Annotated in this window: 13 protein-coding genes and 1 pseudogene; 10 read left to right on the top strand and 4 right to left on the bottom strand. The window is 67.4% G+C overall.

Annotated elements, in window-relative coordinates:
• Nucleotides 1-96 precede the first annotated feature (96 nt).
• From ASC92_RS04065 to ASC92_RS04045, 5 genes and pseudogenes are all read left to right on the top strand, one after another.
• Nucleotides 97-1,833 (top strand): IlvD/Edd family dehydratase, encoded by a 1,737-nt coding sequence (locus ASC92_RS04065; protein WP_056510573.1) that lies wholly within the window; start codon nt 97-99, stop codon nt 1,831-1,833.
• A gap of 217 nt (nt 1,834-2,050) precedes the next feature.
• Nucleotides 2,051-2,959, top strand: a complete 909-nt coding sequence (locus ASC92_RS04060; RefSeq protein WP_056510571.1) for a 2-dehydro-3-deoxygalactonokinase — start codon at nt 2,051-2,053, stop codon at nt 2,957-2,959.
• Complete coding sequence (locus tag ASC92_RS04055; protein ID WP_056510569.1) at nt 2,956-3,597, top strand: 2-dehydro-3-deoxy-6-phosphogalactonate aldolase; 642 nt, start codon at nt 2,956-2,958, stop codon at nt 3,595-3,597. Before ASC92_RS04060 ends, ASC92_RS04055 begins: the two co-directional genes overlap by 4 nt.
• A gap of 31 nt (nt 3,598-3,628) precedes the next feature.
• A pseudogene (locus tag ASC92_RS04050) lies at nt 3,629-4,372 on the top strand (aldolase); the annotation flags it as partial.
• 195 nt (nt 4,373-4,567) lie between these two features.
• Nucleotides 4,568-4,885 carry a hypothetical protein gene (locus ASC92_RS04045; protein ID WP_056510566.1) on the top strand — a complete coding sequence of 106 codons (318 nt, stop codon included), beginning with the start codon at nt 4,568-4,570 and terminating at the stop codon, nt 4,883-4,885.
• An 84-nt stretch (nt 4,886-4,969) separates the two neighbouring features.
• On the opposite strand, the gene ASC92_RS04040 is transcribed toward ASC92_RS04045, so the two are convergent.
• The 3 genes from ASC92_RS04040 to ASC92_RS04030 are packed head-to-tail and all read right to left on the bottom strand — an operon-like array spanning nt 4,970 to nt 8,200.
• A complete protein-coding gene (locus ASC92_RS04040) occupies nt 4,970-6,385 on the bottom strand; it encodes an MATE family efflux transporter (RefSeq protein WP_056510560.1) in 1,416 nt (471 codons plus the stop codon).
• 19 nt (nt 6,386-6,404) lie between these two features.
• Nucleotides 6,405-7,718: an MFS transporter gene (locus tag ASC92_RS04035; protein WP_056510556.1), complete on the bottom strand. Its 1,314-nt coding sequence runs from the start codon at nt 7,716-7,718 to the stop codon at nt 6,405-6,407.
• 26 nt (nt 7,719-7,744) lie between these two features.
• On the bottom strand, nt 7,745-8,200 hold the full coding sequence (locus tag ASC92_RS04030; protein WP_056510554.1) for a MarR family winged helix-turn-helix transcriptional regulator: 456 nt from the start codon (nt 8,198-8,200) through the stop codon (nt 7,745-7,747).
• Between the two features lie 75 nt (nt 8,201-8,275).
• Here ASC92_RS04030 and ASC92_RS04025 point away from each other — a divergent pair, with 75 nt between their 5' ends.
• Together ASC92_RS04025 and ASC92_RS04020 are read left to right on the top strand one after the other, a co-directional pair.
• Complete coding sequence (locus tag ASC92_RS04025; RefSeq protein ID WP_056510551.1) at nt 8,276-8,824, top strand: PaaI family thioesterase; 549 nt, start codon at nt 8,276-8,278, stop codon at nt 8,822-8,824.
• 30 nt (nt 8,825-8,854) lie between these two features.
• Nucleotides 8,855-9,805: a LysR substrate-binding domain-containing protein gene (locus ASC92_RS04020; RefSeq protein ID WP_056510548.1), complete on the top strand. Its 951-nt coding sequence runs from the start codon at nt 8,855-8,857 to the stop codon at nt 9,803-9,805.
• A gap of 39 nt (nt 9,806-9,844) precedes the next feature.
• On the opposite strand, the gene ASC92_RS04015 is transcribed toward ASC92_RS04020, so the two are convergent.
• Nucleotides 9,845-11,440, bottom strand: a complete 1,596-nt coding sequence (locus ASC92_RS04015; protein ID WP_056510545.1) for a tannase/feruloyl esterase family alpha/beta hydrolase — start codon at nt 11,438-11,440, stop codon at nt 9,845-9,847.
• A gap of 101 nt (nt 11,441-11,541) precedes the next feature.
• Between ASC92_RS04015 and ASC92_RS04010 the strand changes: the two genes are divergently transcribed.
• The 3 genes from ASC92_RS04010 (at nt 11,542) to ASC92_RS04000 (ending at nt 14,514) form a co-directional block, all read left to right on the top strand.
• Complete coding sequence (locus ASC92_RS04010; RefSeq protein WP_056510541.1) at nt 11,542-12,237, top strand: Crp/Fnr family transcriptional regulator; 696 nt, start codon at nt 11,542-11,544, stop codon at nt 12,235-12,237.
• A gap of 96 nt (nt 12,238-12,333) precedes the next feature.
• Nucleotides 12,334-12,609 (top strand): DUF4242 domain-containing protein, encoded by a 276-nt coding sequence (locus ASC92_RS04005; protein WP_056510538.1) that lies wholly within the window; start codon nt 12,334-12,336, stop codon nt 12,607-12,609.
• Between the two features lie 48 nt (nt 12,610-12,657).
• Entirely contained in the window at nt 12,658-14,514 is a 1,857-nt protein-coding gene (locus tag ASC92_RS04000) for a BTAD domain-containing putative transcriptional regulator (protein ID WP_056510536.1), read from the top strand.
• Nucleotides 14,515-14,569 lie beyond the last annotated feature (55 nt).

Below are 14,569 nucleotides of genomic sequence, written 5' to 3'. Positions count from 1 at the left end.
GTTGATCGCGCTTATCATATGATGATTGAAAGCACGGATCGGCAGGACAAACCCTGAGAGTTCTGCCTCTTATTTCGACAACAAAGAGAGACATCCATGAGCACCGCCCCCAAGAAGAAACCCGGTGAACTTCGCAGCCAGCAATGGTTCGGCCGCAACGACCGCGACGGCTTCATCTACCGCAGCTGGTTGAAAGGCAAGGGCCTGCCGCACGACCAGTTCGACGGCCGCCCCGTCATCGGCATCTGCAACACCTTCAGCGAACTCACGCCCTGCAACTCGCACTTCCGCACGCTGGCCGAGCAAGTGAAGATCGGCGTGTATGAGGCGGGCGGCTTCCCGCTCGAGTTCCCGGTGATGTCGCTTGGCGAAACGCTGCTGCGCCCCACCGCCATGCTGTACCGCAACCTCGCGAGCATGGACGTCGAAGAAAGCATCCGCGGCAACCCGCTCGACGGTGTGGTGCTGCTCATGGGCTGCGACAAGACCACGCCCGCACTGATGATGGGCGCGGCCAGCGTCGACCTGCCGACCATCGGCGTGTCGGGCGGCCCCATGCTCTCGGGCAAGTGGCGCGGCCAGGAGCTGGGCTCGGGCACCGGCGTGTGGCAGATGAGCGAGCAGGTGCGCGCCGGCACGCTCAAGCTGCAGGAGTTCTTCGAGGCCGAGAGCTGCATGCACCGCAGCCACGGCCACTGCATGACGATGGGCACCGCCAGCACCATGGCCAGCATGGTCGAGTCGCTGGGCATCGGCCTGCCGGGCAATGCGGCCTACCCCGCCGTCGACGGCCGCCGCAACGTGCTTGCACGGCAGGCGGGCCGGCGCATCGTCGACATGGTGCATGAAGACATGAACATGTCGAAGATCCTCACGCGCCAGGCGATCGAGAATGCAATCAAGGTCAATGCGGCCATCGGCGGTTCGACCAACTTCGTGATCCACCTGCTGGCCATTGCAGGCCGCATGGGCGTCGACCTCACGCTCGACGATTTCGACCGGCTGGCCGCCGAGTTGCCCTGCCTGGTGAACCTGCAGCCCTCGGGCCAGTACCTGATGGAAGACTTCTGCTACGCGGGCGGCCTGCCGGTGGTGATCAAGGAGATCGCCGAGCACCTGCACAAGGACATCCTCACCGTCACCGGCCAGAGCGTGTGGGAGAACGTGAAGGACGCCGAGAACTACGGCCCGCAGGTCATTCGCACGCTGGCCGAGCCCTTCAAGGAGAAGGCCGGCATCTGCGTGCTGCGCGGCAACCTCGCGCCCAACGGCGCCATCATCAAGCCCAGCGCGGCCACGCCCGAGCTGCTGGTGCACAAGGGCCGCGCGGTGGTGTTCGAAAGCGCCGAAGACCTGCACAAGCGCATCGACGACGAGAACCTCGACATCGATGAGCACTGCATCATGGTGCTGAAGAACTGCGGCCCCAAGGGCTACCCCGGCATGGCCGAGGCCGGCAACATGCCGCTGCCGCCGAAGGTGCTGCGCAAGGGCATCACCGACATGGTCCGCATCAGCGATGCGCGCATGAGCGGCACGGCCTATGGCACCGTGGTGCTGCATACCGCGCCCGAAGCGGCTGCGGGCGGGCCGCTGGCGCTGGTGCAGGACGGCGACATCGTCGAGCTCGACGTGCCGAACCGCAAATTGCATCTGCATGTGAGCGACGAAGAGCTGGCGAAGCGCCGCGAGAAATGGGTCGCGCCCAAGGCGCCGCTGGACTCGGGCTACTGGAAGCTCTATGTCGACACAGTGCTGCAGGCCGACCAGGGGGCGGACCTGGGCTTTCTGCGTGGTCGCCGTGGGGCTTTTGTGCCGCGCGACAATCACTGAGCAGGTCGGGCTTAGGGGCGCGATCCCGCCGACGCGGTGACCTTTTTCGCGAATGTCCCCCGCTTCGCTCCTCCTTTATTTCGCGAAAAAGGCCCGTGCACAGGGCACCGGGTGCTCCCCGCAGCGAAATAAAGGAGGAGCGAAGCGGGGGACATTCGCGGAGGGGAGTACCCGGTGGCCTGGGCACGCGCCCCGAAACAAAACACAGGCGACAGACATGACAAGACTGATAGCCATCGACTGGGGCACAAGCTCGCTGCGCGGTGCCTTGCTGGACGCCCACGGCAAGGTGTTGGAAGAGCGCAGCGACGCCCGCGGCATCCTCACGGTGCCCGAGGGTGGCTTTCCCGCGGTCTTCGAGTCGCTGTTCGGCGACTGGATGCGCCTGGAAGGCGCGCGCTGCCTGATCTCCGGCATGGCTGGCAGCAAGCAGGGCTGGGTCGAAGCGCCCTACTGCGCCTGCCCCGCCGGCCGTGTCGAGGTGGGCCGCAGGATCATCGACATCAACGCAATCCCCGGTGCCAGCATCGCAATCGTGCCGGGCCTGAGCGACGAGCACGCCGGCGTGCCCGACGTGATGCGCGGCGAAGAGGTGCAGATCTTCGGCGCCATGTCGATCACCGGCCTGGACGACGGCGTCTTCGTGCTGCCCGGCACGCACAACAAATGGGTCACGGTCAAGAAGGGCCGCGTCGCGGGCTTCCGCACCTACATGACGGGCGAGTTCTACGCGCTGCTGAGCCAGCACTCGATCCTGGCTCGCACGCTCGATGCATCGGCGCCGCTCGACGAGGCCTCTTTCCTCGAAGGCGTGACCTGCTCGGAAAACGGCCACGGCCTGCTGCACAACGCCTTCGGCACGCGCACGCTGGCGCTGTTCGAGCGCATGCCCGAGCAGGAGCTGTCGAGCTACCTCTCGGGCCTGCTGATCGGCGAGGAACTGCGCACGCAGTCGTTGCAGGCGGCCGGCGAGGTGATCCTCATCGGCTCGTCCGCCCTCACCCAGCGCTATGCATTGGCCCTGCGCGCCACCGGCGTCACCACGCGCACGCTGGGGGCCGAAGCCACCTGGGCCGGACTGCATGCACTGTCCGGTTTTCTCGACACCGACAGAGCTTCCACATGACCACGCCTCTCGAAAAATTCACCACTGCGATGCGCGAGCTGCCCCTGGTGGCGATCCTGCGCGGCCTCACGCCCGCCGAGGCAGCCGACATCGGCGACGCCATCGTCGAGCCAGGCTTCCGGCTGCTCGAAGTGCCGCTCAATTCGCCGCAGCCGCTGGAGAGCATCGCGTTGATGCGCAAGCGCTTTCCGCACGCGCTGGTCGGCGCCGGTACGGTGCTCGGCGCACAGCAGGTGCGCGACGTGCATGCGGCCGGCGGCGAGTTGATCGTCTCGCCCAACTGCAACGCCGAGGTCATCGCCGAGGCCGCGCGGCTCGGCATGGTCTGCCTGCCGGGCGTCATGACGCCGACCGAGGCCTTCGGCGCACTCGCGGCCGGCGCCACCGGGCTCAAGCTGTTCCCGGCCGAACTGGCCTCGCCCGCCGTGGTGAAGGCCCTGTTGGCCGTGCTGCCGGCCGGCACGCCCGTCATGCCCGTGGGCGGCATCACGCCCGCGAACATGGCCGAATGGCGCGCGGCCGGCGCGGCCGGGTTCGGCATCGGTTCCGCGCTCTACAAGCCCGGCAAGCAGGCCGCGGCGGTGTGCGACGATGCGAAGAAATTCATCGCGGCCTGGTCGGGCTTGATCCAGGCCTGATCCGCGAACGCCCCCCAAGAACAAGGAGACCCCCTCGATGTCCGCCGATGCCGCCTACGCCAGCCCCGCCGTCAGCAAGCTGCGCGAAGACCTCGCCCTGGCCTTGCGCGCCGCCGCTCACCACGGGTTGTCCGAAGGCGTCTGCAACCACTTCAGCGTGATGCTGCCGGGCGCGCAGGACCGCTACCTCATCAACCCGCGCGGGCTGCACTGGGGCGAGATCGGCCCCGACGACATCGTGCTGATCGACGTGCACGGCGAGGTGCTCGCGGGCCGCCATCGCGTGGAGCCCACCGCCCTCTTCATCCATGGCGCGGTGCACCGGCTCACGGGCCATGCGGTCGTGCTGCACTGCCACATGCCGTACGCCACCGCGCTCACGATCACGGCCGACCGCGCGCTCGATCCCACCGCCAGCCAGAACGCGATGCGCTACATGAACCGCATCGCCATCGACGCCGAATACAACGGCCTCGCGCTCGACGACGCCGAGGGCGAGCGCATCGCCCGCGCGATGGCCGGCAAGGACGTGGCCTTTCTCGCGAACCATGGCGTGATCGTCGCGGGCGGCACCATCGCCCATGCCTACGACGACCTCTACTACCTGGAGCGCGCCTGCCTGCACCAGGTCATCGCGCAATCGACCGGCCGGCCGCTGGTGCCGGTAAATGCAAAGTTGGCCGCGCACGTGGCGGCGCAGATCCAGGGCGAGCGGGAGCAGTCGGACCTGTTCTTCGAAGCCCTGCGTCGCATGCTGCCCGCCCCGCGCGGCTGAGCATCCGGCCGATACGGCCAATGGCCTATCGGCGGGACATGTTCCGCGGTGCAAAGTCCATTCACAATTGTGTCTTTGCCATGCCGCATCCGGCGCGCACCGGCTTACAGCTCTTCATCCGATTTCGCTTCAGCCTTACAACAACTTCACAAGAAGGCGCGAGGATGAGGCTTCCAACCACAACCGGGGGATCACGTGAAAAAGCTTAGTTTCGCAATCGGCGCCGCGGCCTTGTTGTCGCTGGCCAGTCTCAGCGTTCCGGCCCAGGCCCAGACGGGCGGACGCTTCATCCAGGCGCAGGTGTACGTCGTGCCCGCACCACCTCCGCCGCGCCGCTACTACGCACCGCCGCCTCCGCCGCGCCATTACTACGGCCCGGGCTACCACCGCGGCCCGGACCGCCACTACGGCCGCCGATGGGACGACCGCCCGCGCTATGGCCGCAGGGACAACGACGGCGACGGCGTACCCAACCGCTACGACCGCCGGCCCAACAATCCCTACCGCTATTGACGAAGGTCCGGGCCTCGTGCCCGGGTCGAGGCCATGACGGCCGTGCGGGGGTAGAAGTCGCAGGATGCCCTTGGAAGTTGCTACTCAGGCCCGCGCCATTCGCCGCAACAGCCCGCCGGTGGTGCGCGGCCAACCGACGCGGCCGAACCAGGCTCCGCCTGCGATGGCCGATGCGATCACGATGCCGTACACCCCAAGCGCCACGCCCTGCGCGGTGAACACGCCGGTGAGCCCGTCGCCCCAGCGCAGCGCCAGCCAGCCGCCCGTGCCCGCCACGGTCAGGCGCGCAATGTTGCCGAGCACCGGCCACAGCAGCCGGCCCGCGCCTTGCGACGCGAAATACAGCACCAGCCCGACGCCGAAGAAGCCATACATCGGCCCGACCACGCGCAGATAGTGCGCGCCGGTTTCGAGCATCGCCGGATCGTTGCCGAACAGCAGCAGCCAGGGGCGCGGGAACAGCGCGGCCGCGAGGCCGATGGTTTCCGTGAGCGCAAAGGCCAGCGCCGCGCCGGTCCAGGTGGCGCGCAGGGCGCGTTCGCGCTGCCCTGCCCCCATGCAGGTGCCGACCATGGCCACCAGCGGCGCGCCGAGGCCGAACACCAGCGGCACCAGCAGGTATTCGAGCCGCGAGGCCGTGCCGTAGCCGGCCAGTGCGCCCGAACCGAAATGACTTGTCAGCGCGGTGGCGATGCCGATCGACAGGTTGGTCGCCACCGTCGCCACCGCACCCACCAGCCCGATGCGCAGGATGTCGCGGAACAGCGGCCAGCGCAGCCTGAGCGCGGCCAGCGTGGGCCGCAGCAGGCTGCGCGGCGAGCGCAGGTAGACGATGAGCGCGACGGAGCCCAGCAGGTAGTAGAGCAGCAGCGCCATCGCACCGCCCGCAATGCCCATGCCCGGCAATGGGCCGACACCGAAGATCAGCAGCGGCGACGCGGGAACGAGGAACACCACGCCCACCACCGTCACGTTGGCCGGCACCGACATGTTGCCGGTGCCGCGGATGATGGCCGAGAGCGAGTTGAAGAGCCACACCAGCGTCGCGCCCGCGAACACCCAGTTCGAGTACGTGAGCGCAGCCTCGAGCGCCGGCCCCGTGCCGCCCATGATCCCGTAGAGCCAGCGCCCGCCCAGCAGCAGCGCCAGCGTGAAGCACAGGCCGAAGCCCAGCGCGATGACGATGGCATGCCACACCAGCGCATCCGCATCGTGTTTGCGGCGTGCGCCGAGCGCGCGCGCGATCGACGAGGCGATGCCGCCACCCATCGCGCCGCTGGAGGTCATCTGCATCAGCATGACGATGGGAAACACCAGCGCCATGCCGGCGAGCGCATCGGTGCCGAGCTTGCCGACGAAGTAGGTCTCGATGAGGCCGACGGATGCTTGCGCCAGCATCACCAGCACGTTGGGCGCCGCGAGGCGCAGCAGCGTGGGCACGATGGGCGCCTCGAGCAGGCGGCGCGTGCGCGGGTCGAGTTCGGTGCGGGCTGCCGTCATGTCGGTGAACTCCTCGCACTCAAGCCCGTGCCGCGGCGCGCGCGACCTGCGCGCCGGCCTTCGCCGCCGGACGGCGAATCATCATCACGACCACCGCCGCCACCAGGCAGGCCGCGCCTGCGGCATAGAGCGCCGGTGTGTAGGTCAGCAGCAGCGTGCGTGCGAAGCCGGCGCCGTAAGCCGCCGTGGCGGCGCCCAGCTGGTGCGCGGCAAAGACCCAGCCGAACACCAGGCCCACCTTGGCGGGGCCGAAGGCGGCGCCCGCGAGCTTGACGGTCGGCGGCACGGTGGCGATCCAGTCGAGGCCGTAGAACATCGCGAAGATGCCCAGCCCGTAGATGGTGAACTCCGAATGCGGCAGCCAGAACAGCGACAGGCCGCGCAGGCCGTAGTACCAGAAGAGCAGCTTGCGGTTGTCGTAGCGGTCCGAGAGCCAACCCGAAAGAATGGTGCCGACGAAGTCGAAGGCGCCCATCATCGCGAGCACCGAGGCTGCGGGCACTGCGCTCATGCCGTAGTCGCCGCACAGGGAGATGAAGTGCGTCTGCACGAGCCCGTTGGTGCTCAGGCCACAGATAAAGAAAGTGGCGGCGAGGATAAGGAAGGTGCGGTTGGTCGAAACCTCCTTCAACACACGGAACGGCGTGGCGAAGTTCATCGCCGGCGCGGCGGCGGCAGGTGCGGCCGGCTGCGTGCCGGGCACCTCGCCGTAGGGCAGCAGGCCGATGTCCGAGGGTCGGTTGCGCATGAGGCACAGCGCCAGCACGCCGATCAGGATGCTGCCTGCCACGATCGGCAGGATGGCCGAGCGCCAGCCCCAGTGCTCGATCATCCAGGCCGCGAGAGGCAGGAAGGCGAGTTGCCCGGTGGCCGAACTGGCCGTGAGCATGCCGACGACGAGGCCGCGCCGCGCGACGAACCAGCGGTTGGCCACCACCGCGCCGAGCACCAGCGCCGTCATGCCGGTGCCCAGGCCCAGCATCAGGCTCCACAGCACGAACAGGTGCCACAGCTGCGAAGCCATGGTGACCAGCGCCATGCCCAGGCCGACCAGCGCGAGGCCGGTGCAGACCACGGCGCGCAGTCCATAGCGCTCCATCAGTACCGCGGCGAACGGCCCCATCAGGCCGAACAGCGCGAAGCGAAGCGCCAGTGCCGACGATATCTGCCCGGTGCTCCATCCGAACTCCTTGCCCAGCGGCTGCAGCATGGCGCCCGGCAGGCCCAACGCGGCCGACATGGTCAGCATGGTCAGGAAGGTGATGGCGGCGACGATCCATCCGTAGTGAATGCCGCGGCGCTGCAGCCATGCGGAGACGGGAGTGGCGAACATGAGACCTCTGCTGTTGGAATTGAATGTCAGTCTTCGGCGTCGGGCGCGTCATCCGCGCCCAGCAACTCCATCGACTCGTCGATCAGCCGGTGCAGCGCGAGCACGCGCTCGATGCCCAGCAGCGCGTTGAGTTTTTGCTGCGCCGCCTTCCAGTGCAGCTGCGCCTCGCGGCGCTTGGCGTCGCCCTCATCGGTGAGCTGCACCAGCCGGCTGCGCGCATCGGCGCCGGCGCCCAGTGAGATCCAGCCCGCGGCGATCAGCGGCTGCAGGTTGCGGCTCAGGGTGGAGGCGGTCATCTTGAGTTCGCTCGCCAGGTCGACCGGGCGCGAGGGACCGAGCCGCGCCAGATTCGACAGCAGCGAGTACTGTGTGGTCTTCAGGCCGCTCTTCGACACCTCGGCGTCGTAGTGCTGCGAGAGGCGGCGCGAGAGCTGGCGCACCTTGAAGCTGGTGCAGCCGCGTGGCTTGGCGAGGGTGTCCATAGGGTATTATTGTAGCTACAACTATTGCATATGCAACTTAACCCTCCAGACAACCCGGACAGGAGAACACCCGGCATGACGCACAACCCCAGCCAGCTCGACGCGTGGATCGCCGAAGAGCGAAAGATCACCGAACGCCTCGAAGCCGGCCCAGGCCCTGGCCTTGCCCGCCCCGACCAGATCGCGGGCAAGACCGGCCTCGAAATGATGCAGGCGATGCTGAACGGCGAGATTCCCTTTGCAGCCATCGCCAGGACGCTGGACTTCACGATCCTCGAAGTGCGCCCGGGGGTGGCCATCTTCCAGGGAACGCCGCTGCCGCGGCACCTGAACCCGCTGGGCACCATCCATGGCGGCTGGGTCGCCACGATGCTCGACTCCGCCCTGGGCTGCTCCGTCCACACGATGATGCCGCCCGGGCGGGCCTACACCACCGCCGAGCTGAGCGTGAACTACGTGAAAGGCCTGACGCCCAAGGTGCAGCGCGTGCGCGCTGAAGGCAAGGTGATCCACTGCGGCCGCCAGCTGGCCACCGCCGAGGCCCGCCTCTTCGGGCCCGATGGCACGCTGTACGCGCACGCCACCACGACCTGCCTGGTGTTCGAAACGCGGCCGGCGGGTTGAGCCGGCTTCAGGCAGCCAGGAGTCCGAAACATGGGAAACGAGATCCAGCCGGCCGATCTGGGCTTCTTCTGCGCGCTGGCGAGCGCCGGCAGCCTCAGTGCGGCGGCACGCGAGCTGGGTGTCTCGACAGCGGCCGTGAGCAAGCATCTCGCGCAGATGGAAGCGCGCCTGAGTGTCAGCCTGCTCAACCGCACCACGCGGCGCATGAGCCTGACGCCCGAAGGCGAGCTCTATCTCGAGCACGCGCGCCGCATCCTGAACGACATCGACAGCATGGGCGAGATGCTGGGCGCGTCGAAAGCGACGCCCAAGGGCTTGTTGCGCGTCAACGCAACGCTCGGTTTCGGCCGCAGCCACGTGGCGCCGCTGATCTCGAAGTTCGTGCGCGAATATCCGGCGGTGGAAGTGCAGCTCCAGTTGTCGGTCAATCCGCCGCCGCTGACGGACGACTCCTTCGACGTGTGCGTGCGCTTCGGCGCACCGCCGGATTCGCGCGTGATCGCAAGGCGGATCGCCGCAAATCGCCGCCTGCTGTGCGCCGCGCCGGCCTACATCGCCAAACACGGCACGCCCAAGGTGCCCAATGACCTGACCAGACACAACTGCATCGGCATCCGGCAAGGCGAGGAGGCTTACGGCCTCTGGCGGCTGTCGAGCGGCCGGGGCAAGAGTGCCACCACGCAGGCCATCAAGACACGCGGCACGCTGACGACGAACGACGGCGAGATCGCCGTCAACTGGGCACTCGACGGGCACGGCATCCTGATGCGTGCGGAGTGGGACATTGCTCGCTACCTGCGCAGCGGGCGCCTTGTGCAGGTTCTGCGGCAGTACTACACGCCCGATGCAGATATCTATGCCGTGTATCCGCAGAGCCATCAGCTTTCAGCGCGCGTGCGGGCCTTCGTCGATTTTCTGACGCTGTCGCTCACGCAACAGGCTTCGGCCACTCAGCTGCCGGCTCCACGAGGGCGACCTTGATGCCGAAGCCAGCCACATCCTGTGCCTTCGGCCGGCGGCTCAGGAGCTCTGGCAGGTGTAGCTGTCCGCCGAATTCACGTCACCACTGCCCTTGTATTTCGGGAAGCTCGGATACTTGCACAAGGGGCGGGCCAGTACGGGCGCCTTGGTCGTCAGATCCAGTTTTGTCGCCACGATGTTTTGCGTGGAAGGCTTTGCGCCTCCCTCACGCCACTTCGCGACAGCGTCCACGAGGTCGATGGTGTCCGGACCGACTCCGCCTGCGCAATGCTGAACGCCTGGCTGAAGGAAGAACTCCATCGAGGCATCCCGCGTGGACGCGCCGCCCACCGTGGTCGCGACATCGTTGAAGTACTTGATCGAGCCCTTGTAGCTGATCGCCCAGTCGTTCGTTCCATGGGCAAGGATCATCTTGCCGCCTTGTCCGAAGAAGGAGCGAAGGTCCGGCGTCGCATCGAGCGTGGTGGCTGCGAGCCGCAGTCCCGGAGAGTAGAGCTCCGGATCGAAACCAAGCACGTTGAAGGCCGGATCGCCCGTGACCCAGTACTTCACCAGGCCGCTTCCGAACATGAACTGCAGGCCGGTGCCGCCAATGGCGGAGCCGGTCACCCACAGGGGCCAGCCCTGGTCTTCGCCGCCAGGTCCCCAGCCGGGATAGACGCTCGTCCCGTCCGCACGCTTGAGCTCGGAATAGATCGTGTTGGCAGTCGCTATCTGCGGGTCGGTCAGGCATGTGTCCGCGTCCCCCGCCGTGCAGCGCAATACCGCCGGATTGAAACTGCAGGCCTCCTGGTTGCTCACGATGCCGTCGGCAACGCCATCCAGGCCGTCGCACTGGGCGGTGACGGTCTTGCCAATGAGCGAGGCCTTTGCATCGCTGAGCTGTCCACCCGGCGCCGCGAGTGCCTTACCGTTCGCAACGAAGGCCTGGAACAGTTCGGTGAAGGAATAGGCCGGCGCGCGCACGACAATGCCGTCGAAGTCGTTCGGGAAGCGCGTGGCCTGGATCAACGCTTCTCTGCCACCATTGGAGCAACCTTCGAAATAGCTGAACTCGGCGTCCGAGCCATAGCGCTTGCGAACGATTTCCTTGGTGACCTCATTGACCGAGTGGATCGACAGATAGCCGAAGTCCGCCTGCGCCGTGGGATTGTTCAGGAAGACCGAGGCGTCCAGGCCATCGCCCTGGCGCCCGCCGTCCGAGGCCACGAGCACGTAGCCAGCGGTTGAACCGCTGGGCGAGTAAGGCGTGATGCTGATGCTGCCGTCCCAGCCGCCGCCGCCTGCATACAGGAGCTTGTTGTTCCACACGGTGGGCAGATGCACTTCGAAATTGAGCGTGGCGTGAAGGGTGCCCGTGACCTTGCAGTACTCCGCGGAGCCCGCCGCTGCCGGGACGAGCGTTGCCTCCTTGAGCGTTGCGCCGGCAAGCGAGGCACCGGCGAAGACCGCGCACTTCTCCTGCGCTGACGCGACCGGTGCCGGGGTCGAGGTCGGCGGCGGGGTTTGCGTTGGCGCAGGTGTCGGGAACAGCACCGGCAGGCTGCTTGCGCCACCACCACCGCCGCCGCAAGCCGCCAGCAGGATGGGGATGCACGCAAGAGTGCAGCGCGCCGTCGAGAGAGGGTTTTTCATGATTTGTCTCCTGTTCGTACTGCCACATAAACTCAGGCGACTCAGCCCATCGCCTGCGCTGCGCATGCTAGGCACTAAGACCGAGGAAGAAAGTCTTTCCAATGACAAAGCACGTGCAGACCATTGCCATGTTGCGAGCGGCTGCCTGGGCTCGCGGCCTGACGCAAGAGCAGCTTCAGCGTGTCGAGCTGGAAACGCAGGACCGCTTCTATTCGGCCGGTGAAATCGTCTGTCAGAAATCGAGCCCGGCCACGCACTGGATCGGTGTCGTCGAAGGCATGGTCAAGGTGGATGTTCTCTCGGCAGACGGCCGCAGCACCACCCTCACCGGTGTATCCGATGGCGGTTGGCTCGGAGAGGGCTCCGTGCTGAAGAGCGAACTCCGGCCGTACGGCGTTGTCGCTCTGCGCGACAGCCGCATCGCCTTGATGCCAAGCCAGACCTTCCACTACCTGGTTGCCGACAGCCTGACCTTCTGCCATTTCATGATCAACCAGCTCAACGCAAGGCTTGGCCAGTTCATTGCGCTTGCCGAAAGCAATCGGATGCACGACATCAGTTCGCGCGTGGCAAGCTGCCTGGCCGAACTCTTCAACCCCCAGCTCAATCCGCAGACCAATCCTGTGCTGCACATTTCGCAGGAAGAGATTGGCCGGCTGGCTGGCATTTCCCGCCAGGTCGCCCATCGCGCCCTGCACGAGCTGGAGGAAGCAGGCCTGCTTCACATCCGCTACGGCAGCATCGACGTGCTGAACGTCGACGGCCTGCGGCTGTATGCGCGTGAGCACGCCGAGTGAAGTGCTTCGCGGGGTGGCGTGCAGCCGTCAAACGCCAGATCAAACGCGCCATGCCTACGGTCGGGTCCCCCATCAACTCTCTTTGAGGTGAGACCTATGCCCAAATTCGTCATCGAACGCGCCATTCCCAACATCGGCGCCGCCAGCGCCGCCGAACTGCAGGCCGTATCCCAGAAGTCGTGCGGCGTCCTGCGCGAGCTCGGCACCGACGTGCAATGGGTGCACAGCTACGTCACGGGCGACAAGATCTACTGCGTCTACAACGCGACCAGCGAAGAGCTGGTGCGCGAACACGCGCGCAAAGGCGGATTTCCCGCCGACAGCGTGGCGCGCGTGGTGACGACGATCGATCCGACGACTGCAGAGGCCTGACCCCAAGATCCTGCTGCGGCCGGTGCCTCGCTCTGCCACACTGCAGGGATGAGGCCCTTCGTCCAGCTTCTCGGCGTGCCGTGTGTGGTGAGCGCAGACGGCCCCGCCGTGCCCATCCGGGGCCACAAGGCCTGGGGACTGCTTGCCTATCTCGCGCTCCAACCAGGCGCCGTTGCGCGGCAGCGCCTGGCCGGATTGCTGTTCGAGGATGCGGAAGACCCGTTGGCTGCCCTGCGCTGGAACCTTCGCGAGCTGCGTCGGGCCCTGGGCGACTGCACGCTGCGCGGAGATGCAATCGCCTTTCCGCACGAGCAGGTCGCCGGCGTCGACGTTGCGGTGCTGACGCGTGGAGACTGGTCGGACGCGTTGTCGCTTCATGGGCTCGGATGCGAACTGCTGGAGGGCCTGGGCTTTTCATCGAGCCCATCGTTTGCAGCGTGGCTGCAGGCCGAGCGGCGAAGGATGCAAGCCACGTCGGAAGCCGTGCTGCGCGAGGCCGCCCTGTCGCGGGTTACGGGCGGCGCGCCGGGCGCGGCAGCCGAGATCGCCTACCGGCTCGTCAGCCTGAATCCGCTGGACGAGAACGCCCATGTCCTGCTGGTGCGCTGCCTCGCGGCGGCGGGCGATGGGGTGGGCGCGGCGCGGCAAGCGGCCGCCTGCCGTGAACTGTTCAGTCGCGAGCTTGGTGTCGCACCCGGGCCCGCGCTGGCCGACGCACTGCACACCGTGACGGCCACGCCGACGGCCCGGCCGACCATCGGCCGCGCGGCGGCCCTGGCGCAACTCGAAGCAGGCGAGGCGGCCATCGGCGCAGGCGTGCTCGAGGCAGGCCTGCAATGCCTGCGCCGAGCCATGGTCGACGCCGACGGCACGGGCGATCCCGCCCTGCGCACGCGCGTGCGGGTCGCGCTGGGCGGCGCGCTGGTGCATGCGGCGCGCGGCCGCGACGAGGAAGGCGCCGCGGCCCTGCACGAGGCCTTGGCCATCGGCCGTGAAGCCGCCCCCGAACTGGCCGCCGCCGCATGCCGCGAATTGGGCTACGTCGAGTTCCTGCGAGGGCGCTACGAGCGCGCGCTGGCGTGGATGGCGCGGGCCGGGCCGTTGGCAGGCGCCTGTCTTGCCGAGCGGGCCCGGATCGCCACGGTGAAGGGTTCCATCCTGAGCGACACGGCCTGCTACCCGGCCGCCATGGAAACGCTGCGCGACGCCGCAGCCTGGGCGCTGGAGGCGGGTGAGCCCAAACAGGTGATCTACGCCGAGTCCATGCTGGGCCGGGCCATGATCTTGCGCGGCGAGTGGGAAGCAGCAAGGCTGATCGTCGACCGTGCCGTCGACCAGGCGGGCCGGCTATGGACCGCATTCCTTCCCTGGCCCTTGTCCTTTCGCGCCGAAATCGACCTGAGCGCTGGCCAACTGGAGTCGGCCGCGGAGCGCTTCGAGCACGCCTTCGCGCTGGGGTGCCAGTTGGGCGATCCATGCTGGGAAGGCGTAGCCGGCCGCGGCCTCGGGCTGGTGGCGATGGCGCGCGGCGACGCTGCGCGCGCCGAGGAAATTCTGTTGGACACGCTGGCTCGCTGCACCCGCCCGCCAGACGCCTACCTGTGGGGCGAGGCCTATGTGCTCGAGGCGCTTTGCCGTCTTGGCGTGTCGCGTCGCACCTCGCCGATCCGCCGGCAGGTGGACGAGCTGATGGACATCGCCGCACGAACCGGCATGCGCGAGTTCGTCGTGCGGGCCTACCTCCTTCGCGCCGCCCTTGGGGATCCGGATGGGGCGGGAGCCGCACGAACCCTGGCCGCCGACATCGACAATCCGGCGCTCACCGCGTGGACACTGAACGTCGATTCGCCTGCAGTAGGCCTTCAGCTCGTAAGTCCAAACGGCTCATCCTCTCTTCGTCAGTGATAATTGTTCGCATTGGTGACGCAGGCCGCGCCCGCCAATGTATTTCACAAGAACA

The sequence above is a fragment of the Variovorax sp. Root411 genome (assembly GCF_001425205.1).
Lineage (GTDB): Bacteria > Pseudomonadota > Gammaproteobacteria > Burkholderiales > Burkholderiaceae_C > Variovorax.
Note: the sequence above shows the minus strand (reverse complement) of the source record. Positions and strands in the feature narration are given on the sequence as shown.